The sequence below is a fragment of the Pseudomonas sp. GD04015 genome (assembly GCF_029837675.1).
GTDB lineage: Bacteria > Pseudomonadota > Gammaproteobacteria > Pseudomonadales > Pseudomonadaceae > Aquipseudomonas > Aquipseudomonas paralcaligenes.
Window position 1 is genome coordinate 22889 of record NZ_JAOEEE010000040.1, and the last position, 19446, is coordinate 42334.

Consider the following 19446-nt stretch of genomic DNA (forward strand, 5'->3'; position numbering starts at 1 on the left):
GCATCATGGCAATCGTTAAATGCAAACCGACTTCCGCTGGCCGCCGTTTCGTGGTCAAAGTGGTCAATCAGGAGCTGCACAAAGGCGCTCCTCATGCTCCGCTGCTCGAGAAGAAGTCGAAAACTGGCGGCCGTAACAACAACGGTCGTATCACCACTCGCCACATCGGCGGTGGCCACAAGCAGCACTACCGTCTGGTCGACTTCCGCCGCAACAAGGATGGCATCCCTGCCGTCGTCGAGCGCGTGGAATACGATCCGAACCGTACCGCCCACATCGCTCTGCTGAAATACGCCGACGGTGAGCGTCGCTACATCATCGCGCCGAAAGGCGTGAGCGCTGGCGATCAACTGGTATCCGGTGCCGCTGCTCCGATCAAGGCCGGTAACAGCCTGCCGCTGCGCAACATCCCTGTCGGTTCGACCATTCATGCGATCGAACTGAAGCCGGGTAAAGGCGCTCAGCTGGTTCGCTCCGCTGGTGCTTCCGCCCAGCTGGTAGCTCGTGAAGGTGCCTACGTCACCCTGCGTCTGCGCTCCGGCGAGATGCGCAAGGTTCTCTCTGAGTGCCGTGCGACTCTGGGTGAGGTTTCCAACTCCGAGCACAGCCTGCGTTCCCTGGGTAAAGCCGGTGCCAAGCGTTGGCGCGGCGTTCGCCCGACCGTTCGTGGTGTTGCCATGAACCCGGTCGATCACCCGCATGGTGGTGGTGAGGGTCGTACCTCCGGTGGTCGTCACCCTGTTTCGCCGTGGGGCTTCCCGACCAAGGGTGCCAAGACTCGTGCGAACAAGCGTACCGACAACATGATCGTCCGCCGCCGTAAGTAATTAGAGGGATACGACAGTGCCGCGTTCTCTGAAAAAAGGTCCTTTTATCGATCTTCACCTACTGAAGAAGATCGAAGTGGCGGTGGAAAAGAACGATCGCAAGCCGGTTAAAACCTGGTCGCGTCGCTCCATCATTCTGCCGCAGATGGTCGGTCTGACCATCGCTGTGCATAACGGTCGTCAACATGTCCCGGTCCTCGTGAACGAAGACATGGTCGGCCACAAACTCGGCGAGTTCGCTGGTACCCGCACTTATCGTGGGCACGCTGCGGACAAGAAAGCCAAGCGTTAAGGGGTAAGGAACGATGGAAGTAGCCGCTAAGCTGTCGGGCGCTCGAATCTCCGCCCAGAAAGCCCGCTTGGTCGCCGACCAGATCCGCGGGAAGAAGGTGGGCGAAGCGCTCAACCTGCTGGCTTTCAGCTCGAAGAAAGCCGCCGAGATCATCAAGAAAGTGCTGGAGTCGGCCGTTGCCAACGCCGAGCACAACGAAGGCGCAGACGTTGATGACCTGAAGGTCAGCACCGTTTTCGTCAACGAGGGGCGTTCGCTTAAGCGCATCATGCCGCGTGCCAAAGGCCGTGCTGATCGCATCGTCAAGCGGTCTTGCCATATCACTGTCAAGGTTGCGGACAAGTAACGGAGTCGATCAGATGGGTCAGAAAGTACATCCCGTTGGCATCCGCCTGGGAATCGTCAAGGAGCACACCTCCGTCTGGTACGCAGACAAGCGTCAATACGCTGATTATCTGTTTGCCGACCTGAAGGTGCGTGAGTACCTCCAAGACAAACTAAAAAGCGCGTCCGTAAGCCGTATCGACATCGCTCGCCCGGCTCAAACCGCACGCATCACCATCCACACCGCTCGTCCCGGCATCGTGATCGGCAAGAAAGGTGAAGATGTTGAGAAGCTGCGTCAGGACCTGACCAAGCAAATGGGTGTGCCGGTGCACATCAACATCGAAGAGATCCGCAAGCCGGAGCTCGACGGTATGCTGGTAGCTCAGAGCGTTGCTCAGCAGCTGGAACGCCGCGTCATGTTCCGTCGCGCCATGAAGCGCGCCGTACAGAACGCCATGCGTATTGGTGCCAAGGGCATCAAGATCCAGGTGAGTGGTCGTCTCGGTGGCGCGGAAATCGCCCGTACCGAGTGGTACCGCGAAGGTCGTGTGCCCCTGCACACCCTGCGTGCCGATATCGATTACGCCACCTACGAAGCGCACACCACCTACGGTGTGATCGGTGTGAAGGTTTGGATCTTCAAGGGCGAGGTCATCGGTGGCCGCCAAGAAGAGCTGAAGCCTGTCGCCCCGGCGCCTCGCAAGAAAGCTGCTAAGTAAGGAGTACGCAACATGTTGCAACCCAAGCGTACAAAATTCCGCAAGCAGATGACCGGCCACAACCGTGGTCTGGCTCATCGCGGTAGCAAGGTCAGCTTCGGCGAATTCGCCCTGAAAGCTGTTTCCCGTGGTCGCCTGACTGCTCGTCAGATCGAATCGGCCCGTCGTGCCCTGACTCGTCACGTGAAGCGTGGCGGCAAGATCTGGATCCGTGTGTTCCCGGACAAGCCAGTTACCAAAAAGCCCCTCGAAGTGCGGATGGGTAAAGGTAAGGGTGGCGTCGAGTACTGGGTAGCTCAGATCCAGCCGGGCAAGGTGCTGTACGAGATCGAAGGTGTTCCGGAAGAGCTGGCGCGTGAGGCTTTCGCCCTGGCTGCTGCAAAGCTGCCCCTCGCCACCTCCTTTGTTAAGCGGACGGTGATGTGATGAAAGCGAAAGAACTCCGTGAAAAATCGGTTCAGCAGCTGAACGAGCAACTGCTCGGTCTGCTGCGCGACCAGTTCAATCTGCGCATGCAGAAGGCAACTGGTCAGTTGGGGCAGTCTCACCTGCTCTCGCAAGTGAAGCGCGACATCGCTCGCGTGAAGACTGTGCTCAACCAGCAGGCAGGTAAGTGATCATGGCTGAAGCTGAGAAAACCGTCCGCACGCTGACTGGCCGCGTCGTCAGCGACAAAATGGACAAGACCATCACCGTTCTGATCGAGCGCCGCGTCAAGCACCCGATCTACGGTAAGTACGTGAAGCGTTCGACCAAGCTGCACGCCCACGACGAAACCAACCAGTGCAAGATCGGCGACAAGGTCACCATCCGTGAGACCCGTCCGCTGGCCAAGACCAAGTCCTGGGCCCTGGTGGAAGTCGTCGAACGTGCCGTGGAAGTCTAAGGACTAAGGGTCGGAGAAAGATATGATTCAGACTCAATCCATGCTCGACGTCGCTGACAACAGCGGTGCTCGTCGCGTTATGTGCATCAAGGTCCTTGGTGGTTCGCACCGTCGTTACGCCGGTATCGGCGACATCATCAAGGTCACCGTGAAGGAAGCGATTCCGCGCGGCAAGGTGAAGAAAGGCCAGGTAATGACCGCTGTCGTGGTCCGTACCCGTCACGGCGTTCGCCGTGCCGATGGCTCGATCATCCGCTTCGACGGCAACGCTGCTGTTCTGCTGAACAACAAGCAAGAGCCGATCGGCACCCGTATCTTCGGGCCGGTGACTCGTGAACTGCGTTCCGAGAAGTTCATGAAGATCGTCTCGCTCGCCCCCGAAGTGCTGTAAGGAGAAGCCGTCATGCAAAAGATTCGTCGTGACGACGAGATCATCGTCATCGCCGGCAAAGACAAGGGCAAGCGTGGCAAGGTGCTGAAAGTGCTGGCTGACGATCGTCTGATCGTCGGCGGCATCAACCTCGTCAAGCGTCATACCAAACCGAACCCGATGGCTGGTGTTCAGGGCGGTATCGTCGAGAAAGAGGCGCCGCTGCACGTTTCCAACGTCGCCATCTTCAACGGTGAAACCAACAAGGCTGACCGCGTTGGCTTCAAAGTCGAAGACGGCAAGAAAATTCGTGTCTTCAAGTCCACCCAAAAGCCGGTTGGCGCTTGAGAATCATAGGTAAAACACCATGGCACGACTGAAAGAGATTTACCGGAAGGAAATCGCGCCCAAGCTGAAGGAAGAACTGCAGCTGGCCAACGTGATGGAAGTTCCGCGCGTTACCAAAATCACCCTGAACATGGGTCTTGGCGAAGCGATCGGTGACAAGAAGATCATCGAGAACGCCGTTGCCGACCTGGAAAAGATCACTGGTCAAAAGCCCGTCGTGACCTTCGCCCGCAAGTCCATTGCTGGCTTCAAGGTTCGTGAAGGCTGGCCGATCGGTGTCAAGGTGACTCTGCGTCGCGATCGTATGTACGAGTTCCTGGATCGCCTGCTCTCCATCTCCCTGCCGCGCGTGCGTGACTTCCGCGGCCTGAATGCCAAGTCCTTCGATGGTCGTGGCAACTACAGCATGGGTGTCAAAGAGCAGATCATCTTCCCGGAAATCGATTACGACAAGATCGATGCGCTGCGTGGTCTGGACATCACCCTGACCACCACTGCCCGTACGGACGATGAAGGTCGCGCTCTGCTGCGCGCCTTCAACTTCCCGTTCCGCAACTGATTGGAGTTTGGATCATGGCCAAAATGAGCATGAAGAACCGTGAGCTGAAGCGTCAGCAAACGGTAGCCAAGTACGCCAAGAAGCGTGCCGAGCTGAAAGCTGTCATCGCCAACCCGAACTCCACTCCGGAGCAGCGTTGGGAAGCCCAGATCGCCCTGCAAAAGCAACCGCGTGACGCCAGCGCCAGCCGCCTGCGTAACCGTTGCCGCATCACCGGCCGTCCGCACGGCGTGTACCGCAAGTTCGGCCTCGGCCGTAACAAGCTGCGCGAAGCTGCGATGCGTGGTGATGTACCGGGTCTGGTGAAAGCCAGCTGGTAAGAAAAAGCGAAGCCGGCCTAGCGCCGGCTTTGTTTTATCGCTCAAGCCCCTTTTGGGGCTTGATTCATTTTTGATCGATCTCTAGAATGTCCGGCTCTCCTGAGCCTGGCATTTGCCGAGCTCGAGGATGGTTCCAGCCGAAAGGCTGTTCTTTTTGTATCAGGAGCATCTAGCCCATGAGTATGCAGGACCCGTTAGCGGACATGCTAACTCGTATCCGTAATGCCCAGATGGCTGAAAAGTCGGTAGTAAGCATGCCGTCTTCCAAGCTGAAGGTGGCAGTAGCCAACGTTCTGAAGAATGAAGGTTACATCGCGGGATACCAGGTCAGCAGCGACGCCAAGCCGCAGCTGTCCATCGAGCTGAAGTACTTCGAAGGCCGTCCGGTCATCGAGGAAGTGAAACGCATCAGCCGTCCTGGCCTGCGCCAGTACAAGCCTGTTGATCAGCTGCCGAAAGTTCGCGGCGGTCTGGGCGTTTCCATCGTCTCCACCAACAAAGGTGTGATGACTGATCGCGCTGCACGCGCTGCCGGTGTCGGCGGTGAAGTGCTCTGCACCGTGTTCTAAGGGGGGATAAGCATGTCTCGCGTTGCTAAGAACCCCGTCAAGCTGCCGGCTGGTGTCGAGGTCAAACTCGCAGGCCAACAGCTTTCGATCAAGGGTGCCAAGGGCTCCCTCGAACTGAACGTGCACTCGTCCGTGGAAGTCATCCAGGACGCCGGTGAGCTGCGTTTTGCCGCCCGCAATGGCGATCAGCAGAACCGTGCCATGGCCGGTACCACCCGTGCACTGGTCAACAACATGGTCATTGGCGTGAGCCAAGGCTTCGAGCGCAAGCTGCAGCTGGTCGGTGTGGGCTACAAGGCCCAGGCCAAGGGCCAGGTGCTGAACCTCGCGCTGGGCTTCTCCCATCCGATCGACTACGAACTGCCGCAGGGCGTTACCGCCGAAACCCCCAGCCAGACCGATATCCTGATCAAGGGCATCGACAAGCAGTTGGTCGGTCAGGTGGCTGCGGAGATCCGCGACTTCCGTCGTCCTGAGCCGTACAAAGGCAAAGGTGTGCGTTACTCCGACGAAGTCGTACGTCGCAAAGAAGCTAAGAAGAAGTAGGGCATAGCAAATGAGCGAAAAGAAAGAAACTCGTCTGCGTCGCGCTCGCAAGGCACGCCTGAAAATGCGCGAGCTGGAAACCGTACGCCTCAGCGTGTACCGCTCTTCCCAGCACATCTACGCCCAGGTCATTTCGGCCGACGGCGCCAAGGTTCTGGCCAGCGCCTCGACCCTGGACAAAGAACTGCGTGACGGCGCCACCGGCAACGTCGACGCGGCCAAGAAAGTCGGTCAGCTGGTTGCCGAGCGCGCGAAAGCCGCTGGCGTCACCCAGGTGGCGTTCGACCGTTCTGGCTTCAAGTACCACGGCCGTGTGAAAGCGCTGGCTGATGCTGCTCGTGAAGGCGGGCTGGAGTTCTAAGTTATGGCAAATCACGAGCAAAAGCGCGATCGCGACAATCGCGGCGACGATGCCCAGGGCGAAGGCTACATCGAGAAGCTGGTCCAGGTTAACCGCGTTGCCAAGACCGTAAAGGGTGGCCGTATCTTCACCTTCACCGCGCTGACCGTGGTGGGTGATGGTAAAGGTCGCGTCGGTTTCGGCCGCGGCAAGTCCCGCGAAGTGCCGGCCGCCATCCAGAAGGCGATGGAAGCTGCACGCCGCAACATGATTCAGGTCGACCTGAACGGCACCACCCTGCAATACCCGATGAAGTCCGTCCATGGCGCGTCCCACGTGTTCATGCAGCCGGCTTCCGAAGGTACCGGCATCATCGCCGGCGGCGCCATGCGTGCCGTGCTGGAAGTGGCTGGCGTGCAGAACGTTCTGGCCAAGTGCTATGGCTCCACCAACCCGGTGAACGTGGTGTACGCCACCTTCAAGGGTCTGAAGGCCATGCAGTCGCCGGAATCCGTGGCTGCCAAGCGTGGCAAGAGCGTCGAGGAGATCCTCTGATCATGGCTACCGTCAAAGTCACTCTGATCAAGAGCACCAACGGCCGTCTGGCCAACCACAAAGCTTGCGTCAAGGGCCTGGGCCTGCGCCGCATTGGTCACTCCGTGGAAGTTCAGGACACTCCTGAAAACCGCGGCATGATCAACAAGGCTTACTACCTGCTGCGTGTAGAGGGTTAATCCATGCAACTGAACGATCTGCGTTCCGCGCCGGGTGCCCGTCGCGAGAAGCACCGTCCGGGCCGTGGCATCGGTAGCGGCCTGGGCAAGACCGGTGGCCGCGGCCACAAAGGTCAGACCTCCCGTACCGGTGGCTCCATCGCTCCGGGCTTCGAGGGTGGCCAGCAGCCGCTGCACCGTCGTCTGCCGAAGTTCGGCTTCGTTTCCCTGAAAGCCATGGATCGCGCCGAAGTGCGTACCTCCGAGCTGGCCAAGGTGGAAGGCGACGTCGTATCCCTGCAGTCGCTGAAGGATGCCAACGTCATCAACCAGAACGTGCAGCGTGTGAAAGTCATGCTGTCCGGCGAGGTTGGTCGCGCGGTCACCCTGAAAGGTATCGCCGCCACCAAGGGTGCGCGTGCGGCCATCGAAGCAGCTGGCGGTAAGTTCGAGGACTAAATGGCTAAGCAAGGTGCTCTCTCCGCGCTAAGCAATGGCGGGTTGTCCGAGCTCTGGGCTCGACTGCGTTTCCTGTTCCTGGCGATCATCGTCTATCGGATCGGCGCGCACATTCCGGTGCCCGGAATCAACCCTGACCGGCTGGCCGACCTGTTCCGACAGAACGAGGGGACCATTCTTAGCCTGTTCAACATGTTTTCCGGCGGCGCGCTGGAGCGGATGAGCATCTTTGCGCTGGGGATCATGCCGTACATCTCGGCATCGATCATCATGCAGCTGATGACCGCCGTCAGCCCGCAGCTGGAGCAGTTGAAGAAGGAAGGGGAAGCTGGCCGTCGCAAGATCAGCCAGTACACCCGCTACGGCACTCTCGTCCTGGCGATCGTCCAGGCTGTCGGCATGTCCGTCGGCCTGGCCAGCCAGGGCGTCGCATTCTCGGGTGATTTCGGCTTCCACTTCGTGGCGGTGACGACCTTCGTGGCCGGCGCCATGTTCATGATGTGGCTGGGCGAACAGATCACCGAGCGGGGTGTCGGCAACGGTATCTCGATGCTGATCTTTGCGGGCATCGTGGCCGGCTTGCCGTCGGCGATCGGGCAGTCCTTCGAGTCTGCTCGTCAGGGCGATATCAACATCTTCGCCCTGATCGCCATCGGTCTGCTGGCGGTAGCGATCATCGGTTTCGTGGTGTTCATCGAGCGTGGCCAGCGTCGCATCGCGGTGCACTACGCCAAGCGTCAGCAGGGCCGCAAGGTCTTCGCTGCGCAGACCAGCCACCTGCCGCTGAAGGTGAACATGGCGGGCGTGATCCCGGCCATCTTCGCCAGCAGCATCCTGCTGTTCCCGGCCTCGCTGGGAACCTGGTTCGGCCAGTCCGACGGTCTGGGCTGGCTGCAGGACATCTCGCAGGCGATCGCTCCCGGCCAGCCGTTGAACATTCTGCTGTTTAGTGCAGGGATCATCTTCTTCTGCTTCTTCTACACGGCGCTGATGTTCAACCCGAAAGACGTAGCGGAAAACCTGAAGAAGTCCGGTGCCTTTATTCCGGGCATCCGTCCGGGCGAGCAATCCGCGCGCTATATCGATGGCGTGCTGACCCGCTTGACCATGTTCGGTGCTCTGTACATGACGGCCGTTTGCCTCCTCCCGCAGTTCCTGCAGGTGGCAGCCAACGTACCGTTCTACCTTGGCGGGACCTCGTTGCTGATCGTGGTCGTGGTTGTCATGGACTTTATGGCCCAAGTGCAATCCCACCTCGTGTCTCACCAGTACGAGTCCCTGATGAAGAAAGCCAACCTGAAGGGCTATGGCGGCGGAATGCTCCGCTGACATGGTTTCCGTAAGGTTCTAGGAGTTACTGATGAAAGTTCGTGCATCGGTCAAGAAGCTGTGCCGCAACTGCAAGGTCATCCGTCGCGACGGCGTCGTGCGCGTGATCTGCAGCGCGGAGCCGCGTCACAAGCAGCGCCAAGGCTGAGTGTGAGTCACGCGTAATGAGCCCGGCAGCTAGTGCGCTGCCGGGTTGATTCTTTGTTATTACAGCGCTAATATCGCGCGCCCTATTTCTTGGCTTCCAGGGCGTGGGTAGCTGTCAATTGGAGTTCCACTGAATGGCCCGTATTGCAGGCGTCAACATTCCGGATAACAAGCACACTGTTATCTCGCTGACCTACATCTACGGTGTTGGTCGCACCACTGCGCAGAAAATCTGCGCGACCACCGGTGTCAATCCGGCGGCAAAGATCAAGGATCTCTCTGACGAGCAGATCGAGCAACTGCGTGGCGAAGTCGCGAAGCTCACCACTGAAGGTGACCTGCGTCGTGAAGTCAACATGAAGATCAAGCGTCTGATGGACCTGGGCTGCTACCGCGGTCTGCGTCATCGCCGTGGCCTGCCGGTCCGCGGTCAGCGCACCAAGACCAACGCGCGCACCCGCAAGGGCCCGCGTAAGCCGATCCGCAAGTAATTGCGCCCGCGAATCGACAGGATATAAGTCATGGCTAAGCCAGCTGCTCGTACTCGTAAGAAAGTCAAAAAGACAGTGGTTGATGGGATCGCCCATATCCACGCGTCTTTCAATAACACCATCGTGACCATCACCGACCGTCAGGGCAACGCCCTGTCCTGGGCTACCTCCGGTGGTTCCGGTTTCCGCGGTTCCCGTAAGAGCACCCCGTTCGCTGCCCAGGTGGCTGCCGAGCGTGCCGGTCAGGCTGCTCTGGAATACGGCCTGAAGAACCTCGACGTGAACGTCAAGGGCCCGGGTCCGGGTCGCGAATCCGCTGTGCGTGCTCTGAACGCCTGCGGCTACAAAATCGCCAGCATCACCGACGTGACGCCTATCCCGCACAACGGGTGCCGTCCGCCGAAGAAGCGTCGCGTGTAATAGGAGACAGTGAAGAATGGCTCGTTACATTGGTCCCAAGTGCAAACTGTCTCGTCGTGAAGGCACCGATCTCTTCCTGAAGAGTGGTGCGCGCGCGCTCGAATCCAAGTGCAACATCGAAGCGGCTCCCGGCCAGCACGGCGCTCGCCGTGGCCGTCAGTCCGATTACGGTACCCAGCTGCGCGAGAAGCAGAAAGTCCGCCGCATCTACGGCGTGCTGGAGCGTCAGTTCAGTGGTTACTACAAGGAAGCTGCCCGTCGCAAGGGCGCTACCGGCGAGAACCTGCTGCAACTGCTGGAGTGCCGCCTGGACAACGTGGTTTACCGCATGGGCTTTGGTGCCACTCGCGCCGAATCCCGCCAGCTGGTATCGCACAAAGCCATCACCGTGAACGGTTCGACCGTGAACGTCCCGTCCTACCAGATCAAGGCTGGTGACGTGGTTGCGGTTCGCGAAAAGGCCAAGAACCAGCTGCGCGTTGCTCAGGCTCTCGACCTGTGCGCCCAGCGTGGTCGCGTTGAGTGGGTTGAAGTAGATGCTGAGAAGAAATCCGGCGTGTTCAAAAGCGTTCCGGTTCGCGGCGATCTGTCCTCCGACATCAACGAAAGCCTGATTGTCGAGCTCTACTCCAAGTAAGGGCTAGAAAATAGGTGCATCCATGCAGATTTCGGTAAATGAGTTCCTGACCCCCCGTCATATCGACGTTCAGGCGGTCAGTTCGACCCGCGCCAAGATCACCCTCGAGCCCCTCGAGCGTGGTTTTGGCCATACCCTGGGCAACGCGCTGCGTCGCATCCTGTTGTCCTCCATGCCTGGCTGTGCAGTAGTCGAGGCCGAGATCGACGGCGTACTCCACGAGTACTCCGCCATCGAAGGTGTGCAGGAAGATGTGATCGAGATCCTGCTCAACCTGAAAGGCCTGGCCATCAAGCTGCACGGTCGTGACGAAGTCACCCTGACTCTGGCCAAGAAGGGCTCGGGTGTGGTCACTGCTGCCGATATCCAGCTGGATCACGACGTCGAGATCGTCAATGGCGATCACGTAATCGCCAACCTGGCGGACAACGGCGCTCTGAACATGAAACTCACCGTGCGTCGTGGCCGTGGCTACGAGCCGGCTGACGCCCGTCAGAGCGATGAAGACGAAAGCCGTAGCATCGGTCGTCTGCAACTGGACTCCTCGTTCAGCCCGGTCCGTCGTGTTGCCTACGTGGTGGAAAACGCCCGTGTCGAGCAGCGTACCAACCTGGACAAGCTGGTCATCGACCTGGAAACCAACGGCACCCTGGACCCTGAAGAGGCCATCCGTCGTGCCGCGACCATCCTCCAGCACCAGCTGGCGGCCTTCGTTGATCTGAAGGGCGACAGTGAGCCGGTAGTGGTCGAGCAGGAAGACGAGATCGATCCGATCCTCCTGCGTCCGGTCGACGACCTCGAGCTGACCGTACGTTCGGCCAACTGCCTGAAGGCGGAGAACATCTACTACATCGGTGATCTGATCCAGCGCACCGAAGTAGAGCTGCTCAAGACGCCGAACCTGGGCAAGAAGTCCCTGACCGAGATCAAGGACGTTCTGGCCTCCCGTGGTCTGTCCCTCGGTATGCGCCTCGACAACTGGCCGCCGGCAAGTCTGAAGAAGGACGACAAGGCTACTGCCTGATCGTCCGTAATCACCGAACCGAAAGTTTGGTAAGGAATTTCAATCATGCGTCATCGTAAAAGTGGCCGTCACCTGAGCCGCACCAGCGCCCACCGCAAGGCCATGTTCCAGAACATGGCGGTGTCGCTGTTCGAACACGAACTGATCAAGACCACCCTGCCGAAAGCCAAGGAACTGCGCCGCGTTGCCGAGCCGCTGATCACCCTGGCCAAGGTAGACAGCGTCGCCAACCGTCGTCTGGCCTTCGACCGTACCCGTTCGAAAGCCATCGTCGGCAAGCTGTTCAACGATCTGGGCAAGCGCTACGCCACCCGTCAGGGCGGCTACCTGCGCATCCTGAAGTGCGGCTTCCGCGCTGGCGACAACGCCCCTATGGCGTACGTCGAGCTGGTTGACCGTCAGGTCGCTGGCGAAGCCGTAGAAGCTGCTGAATAAGCTGTTTCTGCTGTACAAGAAACCGGGCCTGGCGCCCGGTTTTTTGTTGCTACATGAAAGTTTTCAGCTATCGATCTGTTCGACCCAATAAATTGGTTGGATCGACTGCTCTCTTCTAGACTTTTCCCATCACTGGCCACGAGGCCAGCCGATCGAAGGCTGATGAGGAGAAGAAAAAATGGAGCAGAAGAGCGAAGGCAAGTGCCCGTTCTCGGGCGACACCACCCCCAAACACACCGCCGGTGGCGGTACGGCGAATCGCGACTGGTGGCCGAACCAGCTGCGCGTGGACCTGCTGAGCCAGCATTCGTCGAAGTCCAACCCGCTGGGGGAAACATTCGATTACGCCAAGGCCTTCGGCAGCCTCGACCTGGATGCGCTGAAGCAGGACCTCAAGGCCCTGATGACCGACTCCCAGGACTGGTGGCCCGCCGACTTCGGCCACTACGGCCCGCTGTTCATCCGCATGGCCTGGCATAGCGCCGGCACCTACCGTACCGGTGACGGCCGTGGTGGCGCCGGCCGTGGCCAGCAGCGCTTCGCCCCGCTCAACAGCTGGCCGGACAACGTCAGCCTGGACAAGGCGCGCCGCCTGCTGTGGCCGATCAAGCAGAAGTACGGCCAGAGCATCTCCTGGGCCGACCTGCTGATCCTCACCGGTAACGTCGCCCTGGAGTCGATGGGCTTCAAGACCTTCGGCTTCGCTGGCGGCCGCGAAGACACCTGGGAGCCGGATCAGGACCTCTACTGGGGCACCGAGACCACCTGGCTGGGTGGCGACGCACGCTACGGCAAGGGCGGCGAAGGCACCCTGGTGGCCGAGCCCGCGTTGCACGGCAACGAACAGGATCGTACCGACAGCCAGGGCCGTAACCTCGAAGACCCGCTGGCCGCCGTGCAGATGGGCCTGATCTACGTGAACCCAGAAGGCCCGGAGGGCAATCCCGACCCCATCGCCGCTGCGCACGACATCCGCGAGACCTTCGCGCGCATGGCGATGAACGACGAGGAAACCGTGGCCCTGATCGCCGGCGGCCACACCTTTGGCAAGACCCACGGTGCCGGCCCGGCCGACAATGTGGGCGCCGAGCCGGAAGCTGCCGACCTGGAACAGCAGGGCCTGGGCTGGAGCAACGCGTTCGGCAGCGGTAAGGGTGGCGACACCATCACCAGCGGCCTGGAAGTGACCTGGACCACCACGCCGACCAAGTGGAGCAACAACTTCTTCTGGAACCTGTTCGGCTACGAGTGGGAGTTGACCAAGAGCCCGGCCGGCGCGCACCAGTGGAAGCCCAAGCACGGCATGGGCGAGGGCACGGTTCCGGATGCGCACGACGGCGCGAAGCGCCACGCCCCGGCCATGCTGACCACCGACCTGTCGCTGCGCTTCGACCCGGCCTACGAGAAGATCTCCCGTCGCTTCATGGAGAACCCCGACCAGTTCGCCGACGCCTTCGCCCGCGCTTGGTTCAAGCTCACCCACCGCGACATGGGCCCGCGCTCCCGCTACCTGGGCCCGGAAGTCCCGGCCGAGGAGCTGATCTGGCAGGACCCGATCCCGGTGGTCGATCATGCCCTGGTCGACGAGCAGGACGTCGCGGCGCTCAAGACCAAGGTGCTGGCCTCCGGCCTGTCGGTGTCCGAACTGGTAGGCACCGCCTGGGCTTCGGCCTCGACCTTCCGCGGCTCGGACAAGCGCGGTGGCGCCAACGGTGCGCGCATCCGCCTGGCACCGCAGAAGGACTGGGCCGCCAACCAGCCGGAGCAGCTGGCCAGGGTGCTGCAGGTGCTGGAAGGCATCCAGGGCGAGTTCAACGTGGCGCAGGCGGGTGGCAAGAAAATCTCGCTGGCCGACCTGATCGTGCTGGCCGGTTCGGCGGGCATCGAGCAGGCGGCGAAGAGCGCAGGCCATGAGCTGAGCGTGCCCTTCGCCCCGGGGCGGATGGATGCTTCCCAGGAGCAGACCGACGTCGAGGCCATGGCCGTGCTCGAACCCATCGCCGACGGCTTCCGCAACTTCCTCAAGGGCCGTTACCGGATACCGGCCGAAGCGCTGCTGATCGACAAGGCGCAACTGCTGACCCTGACCGCACCGGAGCTGACGGTACTGCTCGGCGGCCTGCGGGCGATCAACATCAACGTCGGTGGCGAGCAGACCGGGGTGTTCACCTCGCGTCCCGGTAGCCTGAGCAACGACTTCCTCACCCACCTGCTCGACATGGGCACGGCGTGGAAGCCGGTGTCGGAGGATCGCCAGGTGTTCGAAGGTCGTGATCGGCAGACCGGCGAAGTGAAGTGGATCGGATCGCGCGTCGATCTGGTGTTCGGCTCCAACTCGGTGCTGCGCGCGGTGGCCGAGGTGTATGCCGGCCCGGCTGGCGAAGCGAAGTTCCTCGAGGACTTCATCGCCGCCTGGACCAAGGTGATGAACCTGGATCGTTTCGATCTGGCGGCCTGAGGCCCGTAGCCAGAAAAAGCCCCGCAATCGCGGGGCTTTTTCGTTTCAGGCGTGATCGCGTTCCAGCAGCGGCTTGAGGAAGTGGCCCGTGTGCGACGCCTTGTTCGCCGCGACCTCCTCGGGCGTGCCGGTGGCGATGATCATGCCGCCCTTGGAGCCGCCCTCGGGGCCGAGATCGACCAGCCAGTCGGCGGTCTTGATCACGTCCAGGTTGTGCTCGATCACCACCACGGTGTTGCCGTGGTCGCGCAGGCGGTGCAGCACGTCGAGCAGTTGCTGGATATCGGCGAAGTGCAGGCCGGTGGTCGGCTCGTCGAGGATGTACAGGGTCTTGCCGGTGTCGCGCTTGGACAGCTCGCGGGAGAGCTTGACCCGCTGGGCCTCGCCGCCCGACAGCGTGGTCGCACTCTGGCCCAGCTTGATGTAGGACAGGCCCACGTCGACCAGGGTCTGCAGCTTGCGCGCCAGGGCCGGCACGGCATCGAAGAACTCGCGGGCCTCCTCGATGGTCATGTCGAGCACCTCGGTGATGCTCTTGCCCTTGTACTTCACCTCCAGGGTCTCGCGGTTGTAGCGCTTGCCCTTGCACACGTCGCACGGCACGTAGATGTCCGGCAGGAAGTGCATTTCCACCTTGATGACGCCGTCGCCCTGGCAGGCTTCGCAGCGGCCGCCCTTGACGTTGAAGCTGAAGCGCCCCGGGCCATAGCCGCGCGAGCGCGACTCCGGCACGCCGGCGAACAGTTCGCGGATCGGGGTGAACAGGCCGGTGTAGGTCGCGGGATTCGAGCGTGGCGTGCGGCCGATCGGGCTCTGGTCGATGTCGACCACCTTGTCCAGGTGCTGCAGGCCGTCGAACGAGTCGTGGGCGGCGGCCTCCAGGGTGGTGGCGCCGTTCAGCGCGGTGGCGGCCAGCGGGAACAGGGTGTTGTTGATCAGCGTCGACTTGCCCGAGCCGGACACGCCGGTGACGCAGGTGAGCAGGCCGACCGGAATCTCCAGATCGACGTTGCGCAGGTTGTTGCCGCGGGCGCCCTTGAGCTTCAGCGACTTCTTCTTGTCGCGGGCGGTGCGCTTCGCCGGATAGCGGATCTTCTCGCGGCCGGAGAGGTACTTGCCGGTGAGCGAGTCGGGGTGGTTCATCACCTCGTCCGGGGTGCCCTCGGCGACCACGCGGCCACCGTGCACGCCGGCGCCGGGGCCGATGTCGACCACGTAGTCGGCCAGGCGGATGGCGTCCTCGTCGTGCTCGACCACGATCACCGTGTTGCCCAGGTTGCGCAGGTGGGTGAGGGTGCCGAGCAGGCGCTCGTTGTCGCGCTGGTGCAGGCCGATGCTCGGCTCGTCGAGGATGTACATGACGCCCACCAGGCCGGCGCCGATCTGGCTGGCCAGGCGGATGCGCTGGGCCTCGCCACCGGACAGGGTGTCGGCGCTGCGGTCCAGGGTCAGGTAGTCGAGGCCGACATTGACCAGGAACTGCAGGCGCTCGCGGATTTCCTTGAGGATCTTCTCGGCGATCTCGCCACGGCGGCCGGTCAGGTGCATGCCGCCGAAGTAGTCGCAGGCATCGCCGACCGGCAGCCCGGTCACGGCCGGCAGGGTACGGTCGCCCACCCACACGTGGCGCGACTCGCGGCGCAGGCGGGTGCCGCGGCAGTCCGGGCAGGGCTGGGTGCTGAGGAACTTGGCCAGCTCCTCGCGCACGGTGGCCGATTCGGTCTCGCGGTAGCGTCGTTCCAGGTTGGGGATGATGCCCTCGAACGGGTGCGAGCGCTTGACGATGTCGCCGCGGTCGTTGAGGTATTTGAAGTCGACGTTTTCCTTGCCGCTGCCGAACAGGATGACCTTTTGGTGTTCGGCGGCCAGGTCGTCGAACGGCTCTTCCAGGCTGAAACCGTAGTGCGCGGCCAGCGAGCCGAGCATCTGGAAGTAGTAGACGTTGCGCCGGTCCCAGCCACGGATGGCGCCCTCGGCCAGGGTCAGCTCGCCGTTGACCAGGCGCTTGGCGTCGAAGAACTGCTTCACGCCCAGGCCATCGCAGGTCGGGCAGGCGCCGGCCGGGTTGTTGAAGGAGAACAGCTTGGGTTCCAGCTCGCTGATCGAGTGGCCGCAATGCGGGCAGGCGAAGCGCGCGGAGAAGATGATCTCGTCGCCGACTTCATCGTCCATGGGCGCGACCAGGGCGATGCCGTCGGCCAGGTTGATGGCGGTCTCGAAGGATTCGGCCAGGCGCTGCTGCAGGTCCTCGCGTACCTTGAAGCGGTCCACCACCACGTCGATGGAGTGCTTCTTCTGCTTGTCCAGCTTGGGCAGCTCATCCAGTTCGTAGAGCTTGCCGTTGACCCGGGCGCGGACGAAGCCCTGGGCGCGCAGCTCGTCGAACACCGCCAGGTGCTCGCCCTTGCGCTCGCGGATCACCGGGGCCAGCAGCATCAGCTTGCGGCCCTCGGGCAGGGCCAGCACCTGGTCGACCATCTGGCTGACGGTCTGCGCCTCCAGTGGCACGTCGTGGTCCGGGCAGCGCGGGATGCCGACGCGGGCGTAGAGCAGGCGCAGGTAGTCGTAGATCTCGGTGATGGTGCCGACGGTCGAGCGCGGGTTGTGCGAGGTCGACTTCTGCTCGATGGAGATGGCCGGCGACAGGCCTTCGATGGTGTCGACGTCGGGCTTCTCCATCATCGACAGGAACTGCCGGGCGTAGGCCGACAGGGATTCGACGTAGCGGCGCTGGCCCTCGGCGTAGAGGGTGTCGAAGGCCAGCGACGACTTGCCCGAGCCGGACAAACCGGTGATCACGATCAGCTTGTCGCGCGGCAGGGTCAGGTCGATGTTTTTCAGGTTATGGGTACGGGCGCCACGAATCAGAATCTTGTCCACTTAGGGAACCTCTAAAAGCTACCTGCGTTGCCATCGCTGCGTTAAAAGCACGCTCAGAATGCTCATTTACTACTCGTAAACTGCGCTTCTGACTCACTACGTTCGCCCTGCGGGCCAGCCTATGGCTGTTACTCCGCTGCGCTACGTTTCGCCTGCTTTTGCCTTGCGCTGGCGGCCTCGCCAACGCTTTTAGAGGCTCCCTACTGCAGCCTCGCAGGTGGCGGGCGGAAACGAAGCAGTATACGGCCGCGCCCTGCCACGCGGCAAAGCGCCGAGGTGTCGAAAATGCGGCCCCCGGTGCGGCGTTCTGTACGGACTCCGCATGCCGACAAAACGTCTACAGGCCCTGTCATGACTGATAGAATCGCCGGCCTCTTTGTTCAGGGTTTTTCCATGCACGATCCGCACAGCGAACGCATGAGCGCCAGGGAAACGCGCGCCGCCGGTGGCCTGGCGCTGGTGTTCGCCTTCCGCATGCTGGGCATGTTCATGGTCCTGCCGGTGCTGGCCACCTACGGCACCGATCTGGCCGGCGCGACCCCGGCGCTGATCGGCCTGGCCATCGGCGCCTACGGTCTGACCCAGGCTGTGTTGCAGATTCCCTTCGGCGTGATCTCCGACCGCATCGGCCGCCTGCCGGTGATCTACCTCGGCCTGCTGGTGTTCGCCGCCGGTGCCGTGGTGGCGGCCAACGCCGACTCCATCTGGGGCGTGATCGCCGGCCGCGTGCTGCAGGGCGCCGGGGCCATCTCGGCGGCGGTGATGGCGCTGCTGTCGGACCTGACCCGCGAGCAGCACCGGACCAAGGCCATGGCCATGATCGGCATGAGCATCGGCCTGTCGTTCGCCGTGGCCATGGTGATCGGGCCGCTGCTGACCCGTGCTTTCGGCCTGTCCGGGCTGTTCTGGGCCACCGCCGGTATGGCACTGGTGGGCATGCTGATCATCGCCGTCTTCGTGCCGCGCGCCTCCAGCGCCCTGCAGCACCGCGAATCCGGGGTGGCGCGCCAGGCGCTGCTGCCGACCCTGCGCAACGGCGAGCTGCTGCGCCTGAACCTGGGCATCGGCGTGCTGCACGCGATCCTCATGGCCAGCTTCGTGGTGCTGCCGCTGGCGCTGGTGGACCAGGGCGGCCTGCCCAAGGAAGAGCACTGGTGGGTCTACCTCAGCGCCCTGCTGGTCGGCTTCTTCGGCATGGTGCCGTTCATCATCTATGGCGAGAAGAAACGCCGGATGAAGCGGGTGCTGTGCGGCGCGGTGGCGGCGCTGGTGCTCTGCGAACTGTACTTCTGGGGCTTCGGCCATAGCCTCACGGCGCTGGTGCTGGGCTTCATCCTGTTCTTCACCGCCTTCAACCTGCTGGAGGCCTCGCTGCCCTCGCTGGTGAGCAAGGTGGCGCCGGCCGGTGGCAAGGGCACGGCGATGGGCGTTTACTCCACCAGCCAGTTCCTCGGCGCCGCCGTGGGCGGCATCCTCGGCGGCTGGCTGTACCAGCACGGCGGGCTCGCCCTGGTGTTCGTCGGCTGTGCGGTGCTGGGGGTTTTCTGGTTGCTGGCAGCTGCTACTATGCGCGAGCCGCCTTATGTGACCAGCCTGCGCCGGCCCCTCGCGGCCGAAGCCGTCGCCGATGGCGCGCTGGTGGGGCGCCTCCTTGCGATACCCGGTGTCAGCGACGCCGTCGTGGTGGCCGAGGAGGCCGCGTTGTACATCAAAGTGGATACCCAACAACTGGACCGCGCGTTGCTCGAGCGAGTGCTCGAAGAGGCCGCGGGGACGCATTCAGCTTAGGAGAACGAAATGGCCCGTGGGGTTAACAAAGTCATTCTGATCGGCAACGTCGGCGGCGACCCGGAAACCCGTTATCTGCCCAACGGCAACGCGGTGACCAACATCACCCTGGCCACCACCGACAGCTGGAAGGACAAGCAGACCGGCCAGCAGCAGGACCGCACCGAATGGCACCGCGTGGTGTTCTTCGGCAAGCTGGCCGAGATCGCCGGCGAGTACCTGCGCAAGGGCTCGCAGTGCTATGTGGAAGGCCGCCTGCAGACCCGCGAGTGGGAGAAGGACGGCGTCAAGCGCTACACCACCGAGATCGTGGTCGACATGAACGGCACTCTGCAGCTGCTCGGCAGCCGCGGCGGCAACAACGAAGGCGGCGGCGACTACGCCCCGCGCCAGCAGCAGTCGCGCCCGGCTCCGCAGCAGGCCGCGCCGCGTCCGGCGCCGCAACCGGCCGCCCAGCAGCCGGCCCCGGACTACGACAGCTTCGACGACGACATTCCGTTCTGAGTCGCGAGCGCCTTGAAAAGGCCCAGCTACACGACCGTGCGGCTGGGCCTTTTCGTTT

At 62.3% G+C, this 19446-nt stretch carries 28 protein-coding genes; 27 read left to right on the forward strand and 1 reads right to left on the reverse strand.

What is annotated here, in order from left to right:
- The first annotated feature begins 5 nt into the window (after positions 1-5).
- The 25 genes from rplB to katG all read left to right on the forward strand — a co-directional run bounded on the left by rplB (position 6) and on the right by katG (position 14216).
- On the forward strand, positions 6-827 hold the full coding sequence (gene rplB, locus N7640_RS22535) for a 50S ribosomal protein L2 (RefSeq protein ID WP_220811369.1): 822 nt from the start codon (positions 6-8) through the stop codon (positions 825-827).
- Positions 828-843: 16 nt separating this feature from the next.
- Positions 844-1119, forward strand: a complete 276-nt coding sequence (gene rpsS / locus N7640_RS22540) for a 30S ribosomal protein S19 (RefSeq protein ID WP_003448728.1) — start codon at positions 844-846, stop codon at positions 1117-1119.
- Positions 1120-1132: 13 nt separating this feature from the next.
- Complete coding sequence (gene rplV / locus N7640_RS22545) at positions 1133-1465, forward strand: 50S ribosomal protein L22 (RefSeq protein ID WP_003210077.1); 333 nt, start codon at positions 1133-1135, stop codon at positions 1463-1465.
- Between the two features lie 13 nt (positions 1466-1478).
- Complete coding sequence (gene rpsC / locus N7640_RS22550) at positions 1479-2165, forward strand: 30S ribosomal protein S3 (RefSeq protein ID WP_220811370.1); 687 nt, start codon at positions 1479-1481, stop codon at positions 2163-2165.
- 12 nt (positions 2166-2177) lie between these two features.
- A complete protein-coding gene (gene rplP, locus N7640_RS22555; RefSeq protein WP_043310310.1) occupies positions 2178-2591 on the forward strand; it encodes a 50S ribosomal protein L16 in 414 nt (137 codons plus the stop codon).
- Positions 2591-2782 (forward strand): 50S ribosomal protein L29, encoded by a 192-nt coding sequence (gene rpmC / locus N7640_RS22560; RefSeq protein WP_021702703.1) that lies wholly within the window; start codon positions 2591-2593, stop codon positions 2780-2782. Before rplP ends, rpmC begins: the two co-directional genes overlap by 1 nt.
- A gap of 2 nt (positions 2783-2784) precedes the next feature.
- A complete protein-coding gene (gene rpsQ, locus N7640_RS22565) occupies positions 2785-3051 on the forward strand; it encodes a 30S ribosomal protein S17 (RefSeq protein ID WP_187807876.1) in 267 nt (88 codons plus the stop codon).
- 22 nt (positions 3052-3073) lie between these two features.
- Positions 3074-3442 carry a 50S ribosomal protein L14 gene (gene rplN / locus N7640_RS22570; RefSeq protein WP_003243907.1) on the forward strand — a complete coding sequence of 123 codons (369 nt, stop codon included), beginning with the start codon at positions 3074-3076 and terminating at the stop codon, positions 3440-3442.
- A 12-nt stretch (positions 3443-3454) separates the two neighbouring features.
- Positions 3455-3769 carry a 50S ribosomal protein L24 gene (gene rplX, locus N7640_RS22575; RefSeq protein ID WP_021702701.1) on the forward strand — a complete coding sequence of 105 codons (315 nt, stop codon included), beginning with the start codon at positions 3455-3457 and terminating at the stop codon, positions 3767-3769.
- Positions 3770-3788: 19 nt separating this feature from the next.
- Complete coding sequence (gene rplE / locus N7640_RS22580) at positions 3789-4328, forward strand: 50S ribosomal protein L5 (RefSeq protein WP_110683341.1); 540 nt, start codon at positions 3789-3791, stop codon at positions 4326-4328.
- 14 nt (positions 4329-4342) lie between these two features.
- Positions 4343-4648 carry a 30S ribosomal protein S14 gene (rpsN, locus tag N7640_RS22585; protein WP_220811371.1) on the forward strand — a complete coding sequence of 102 codons (306 nt, stop codon included), beginning with the start codon at positions 4343-4345 and terminating at the stop codon, positions 4646-4648.
- A 176-nt stretch (positions 4649-4824) separates the two neighbouring features.
- A complete protein-coding gene (gene rpsH / locus N7640_RS22590) occupies positions 4825-5217 on the forward strand; it encodes a 30S ribosomal protein S8 (protein WP_220811372.1) in 393 nt (130 codons plus the stop codon).
- A 12-nt stretch (positions 5218-5229) separates the two neighbouring features.
- Entirely contained in the window at positions 5230-5763 is a 534-nt protein-coding gene (rplF, locus tag N7640_RS22595; protein ID WP_137975148.1) for a 50S ribosomal protein L6, read from the forward strand.
- Between the two features lie 10 nt (positions 5764-5773).
- Positions 5774-6124, forward strand: a complete 351-nt coding sequence (gene rplR, locus N7640_RS22600) for a 50S ribosomal protein L18 (RefSeq protein WP_021702696.1) — start codon at positions 5774-5776, stop codon at positions 6122-6124.
- Positions 6125-6127: 3 nt separating this feature from the next.
- Positions 6128-6658 carry a 30S ribosomal protein S5 gene (rpsE, locus tag N7640_RS22605; protein WP_076426758.1) on the forward strand — a complete coding sequence of 177 codons (531 nt, stop codon included), beginning with the start codon at positions 6128-6130 and terminating at the stop codon, positions 6656-6658.
- A 2-nt stretch (positions 6659-6660) separates the two neighbouring features.
- Complete coding sequence (gene rpmD / locus N7640_RS22610; protein WP_021702694.1) at positions 6661-6837, forward strand: 50S ribosomal protein L30; 177 nt, start codon at positions 6661-6663, stop codon at positions 6835-6837.
- A gap of 3 nt (positions 6838-6840) precedes the next feature.
- Positions 6841-7275: a 50S ribosomal protein L15 gene (rplO, locus tag N7640_RS22615; RefSeq protein WP_220811373.1), complete on the forward strand. Its 435-nt coding sequence runs from the start codon at positions 6841-6843 to the stop codon at positions 7273-7275.
- Complete coding sequence (gene secY / locus N7640_RS22620) at positions 7276-8604, forward strand: preprotein translocase subunit SecY (protein WP_220811374.1); 1329 nt, start codon at positions 7276-7278, stop codon at positions 8602-8604. It begins immediately after the preceding gene.
- Between the two features lie 31 nt (positions 8605-8635).
- Positions 8636-8752 (forward strand): 50S ribosomal protein L36, encoded by a 117-nt coding sequence (rpmJ, locus tag N7640_RS22625; RefSeq protein ID WP_043217073.1) that lies wholly within the window; start codon positions 8636-8638, stop codon positions 8750-8752.
- A gap of 133 nt (positions 8753-8885) precedes the next feature.
- Entirely contained in the window at positions 8886-9242 is a 357-nt protein-coding gene (rpsM, locus tag N7640_RS22630) for a 30S ribosomal protein S13 (RefSeq protein ID WP_220811375.1), read from the forward strand.
- Between the two features lie 30 nt (positions 9243-9272).
- Positions 9273-9662 carry a 30S ribosomal protein S11 gene (gene rpsK / locus N7640_RS22635; protein ID WP_021702690.1) on the forward strand — a complete coding sequence of 130 codons (390 nt, stop codon included), beginning with the start codon at positions 9273-9275 and terminating at the stop codon, positions 9660-9662.
- Positions 9663-9678: 16 nt separating this feature from the next.
- Positions 9679-10299: a 30S ribosomal protein S4 gene (gene rpsD, locus N7640_RS22640; RefSeq protein WP_220811376.1), complete on the forward strand. Its 621-nt coding sequence runs from the start codon at positions 9679-9681 to the stop codon at positions 10297-10299.
- A gap of 22 nt (positions 10300-10321) precedes the next feature.
- Positions 10322-11323 carry a DNA-directed RNA polymerase subunit alpha gene (gene rpoA, locus N7640_RS22645; protein ID WP_043310325.1) on the forward strand — a complete coding sequence of 334 codons (1002 nt, stop codon included), beginning with the start codon at positions 10322-10324 and terminating at the stop codon, positions 11321-11323.
- Positions 11324-11368: 45 nt separating this feature from the next.
- On the forward strand, positions 11369-11758 hold the full coding sequence (gene rplQ, locus N7640_RS22650) for a 50S ribosomal protein L17 (RefSeq protein ID WP_021702687.1): 390 nt from the start codon (positions 11369-11371) through the stop codon (positions 11756-11758).
- Positions 11759-11936: 178 nt separating this feature from the next.
- On the forward strand, positions 11937-14216 hold the full coding sequence (katG, locus tag N7640_RS22655; RefSeq protein WP_279904256.1) for a catalase/peroxidase HPI: 2280 nt from the start codon (positions 11937-11939) through the stop codon (positions 14214-14216).
- Between the two features lie 45 nt (positions 14217-14261).
- On the opposite strand, the gene uvrA is transcribed toward katG, so the two are convergent.
- A complete protein-coding gene (gene uvrA / locus N7640_RS22660; RefSeq protein WP_279904255.1) occupies positions 14262-17096 on the reverse strand; it encodes an excinuclease ABC subunit UvrA in 2835 nt (944 codons plus the stop codon).
- 393 nt (positions 17097-17489) lie between these two features.
- Between uvrA and N7640_RS22665 the strand changes: the two genes are divergently transcribed.
- The gene (locus tag N7640_RS22665) at positions 17490-18884 is read left to right on the forward strand and encodes an MFS transporter (protein WP_279904254.1); all 1395 of its coding nucleotides are present in this window, start codon (positions 17490-17492) and stop codon (positions 18882-18884) included.
- A gap of 9 nt (positions 18885-18893) precedes the next feature.
- A complete protein-coding gene (locus tag N7640_RS22670) occupies positions 18894-19388 on the forward strand; it encodes a single-stranded DNA-binding protein (RefSeq protein ID WP_220811380.1) in 495 nt (164 codons plus the stop codon).
- The last annotated feature ends 58 nt before the right edge of the window (positions 19389-19446 follow it).

What these genes read in the sequence shown, in the direction of transcription:
- rplB (WP_220811369.1), top strand. Translation starts at nt 6, where the DNA reads ATGGCAATCGTTAAATGCAAACCGACTTCCGCTGGCCGCCGTTTCGTG.
- rpmC (WP_021702703.1), top strand. Translation starts at nt 2,591, where the DNA reads ATGAAAGCGAAAGAACTCCGTGAAAAATCGGTTCAGCAGCTGAACGAG.
- rpsE (WP_076426758.1), top strand. Translation starts at nt 6,128, where the DNA reads ATGGCAAATCACGAGCAAAAGCGCGATCGCGACAATCGCGGCGACGAT.
- rpsM (WP_220811375.1), top strand. Translation starts at nt 8,886, where the DNA reads ATGGCCCGTATTGCAGGCGTCAACATTCCGGATAACAAGCACACTGTT.
- rpsH (WP_220811372.1), top strand. Translation starts at nt 4,825, where the DNA reads ATGAGTATGCAGGACCCGTTAGCGGACATGCTAACTCGTATCCGTAAT.
- rplO (WP_220811373.1), top strand. Translation starts at nt 6,841, where the DNA reads ATGCAACTGAACGATCTGCGTTCCGCGCCGGGTGCCCGTCGCGAGAAG.
- N7640_RS22665 (WP_279904254.1), top strand. Translation starts at nt 17,490, where the DNA reads ATGCACGATCCGCACAGCGAACGCATGAGCGCCAGGGAAACGCGCGCC.
- rpsD (WP_220811376.1), top strand. Translation starts at nt 9,679, where the DNA reads ATGGCTCGTTACATTGGTCCCAAGTGCAAACTGTCTCGTCGTGAAGGC.
- secY (WP_220811374.1), top strand. Translation starts at nt 7,276, where the DNA reads ATGGCTAAGCAAGGTGCTCTCTCCGCGCTAAGCAATGGCGGGTTGTCC.
- rpsC (WP_220811370.1), top strand. Translation starts at nt 1,479, where the DNA reads ATGGGTCAGAAAGTACATCCCGTTGGCATCCGCCTGGGAATCGTCAAG.
- rpsK (WP_021702690.1), top strand. Translation starts at nt 9,273, where the DNA reads ATGGCTAAGCCAGCTGCTCGTACTCGTAAGAAAGTCAAAAAGACAGTG.
- rpsN (WP_220811371.1), top strand. Translation starts at nt 4,343, where the DNA reads ATGGCCAAAATGAGCATGAAGAACCGTGAGCTGAAGCGTCAGCAAACG.
- rpsQ (WP_187807876.1), top strand. Translation starts at nt 2,785, where the DNA reads ATGGCTGAAGCTGAGAAAACCGTCCGCACGCTGACTGGCCGCGTCGTC.
- rplN (WP_003243907.1), top strand. Translation starts at nt 3,074, where the DNA reads ATGATTCAGACTCAATCCATGCTCGACGTCGCTGACAACAGCGGTGCT.
- rpoA (WP_043310325.1), top strand. Translation starts at nt 10,322, where the DNA reads ATGCAGATTTCGGTAAATGAGTTCCTGACCCCCCGTCATATCGACGTT.
- rplV (WP_003210077.1), top strand. Translation starts at nt 1,133, where the DNA reads ATGGAAGTAGCCGCTAAGCTGTCGGGCGCTCGAATCTCCGCCCAGAAA.
- rpmJ (WP_043217073.1), top strand. Translation starts at nt 8,636, where the DNA reads ATGAAAGTTCGTGCATCGGTCAAGAAGCTGTGCCGCAACTGCAAGGTC.
- rplE (WP_110683341.1), top strand. Translation starts at nt 3,789, where the DNA reads ATGGCACGACTGAAAGAGATTTACCGGAAGGAAATCGCGCCCAAGCTG.
- katG (WP_279904256.1), top strand. Translation starts at nt 11,937, where the DNA reads ATGGAGCAGAAGAGCGAAGGCAAGTGCCCGTTCTCGGGCGACACCACC.
- rplR (WP_021702696.1), top strand. Translation starts at nt 5,774, where the DNA reads ATGAGCGAAAAGAAAGAAACTCGTCTGCGTCGCGCTCGCAAGGCACGC.
- rplP (WP_043310310.1), top strand. Translation starts at nt 2,178, where the DNA reads ATGTTGCAACCCAAGCGTACAAAATTCCGCAAGCAGATGACCGGCCAC.
- N7640_RS22670 (WP_220811380.1), top strand. Translation starts at nt 18,894, where the DNA reads ATGGCCCGTGGGGTTAACAAAGTCATTCTGATCGGCAACGTCGGCGGC.
- rplQ (WP_021702687.1), top strand. Translation starts at nt 11,369, where the DNA reads ATGCGTCATCGTAAAAGTGGCCGTCACCTGAGCCGCACCAGCGCCCAC.
- rplX (WP_021702701.1), top strand. Translation starts at nt 3,455, where the DNA reads ATGCAAAAGATTCGTCGTGACGACGAGATCATCGTCATCGCCGGCAAA.
- rpmD (WP_021702694.1), top strand. Translation starts at nt 6,661, where the DNA reads ATGGCTACCGTCAAAGTCACTCTGATCAAGAGCACCAACGGCCGTCTG.
- rplF (WP_137975148.1), top strand. Translation starts at nt 5,230, where the DNA reads ATGTCTCGCGTTGCTAAGAACCCCGTCAAGCTGCCGGCTGGTGTCGAG.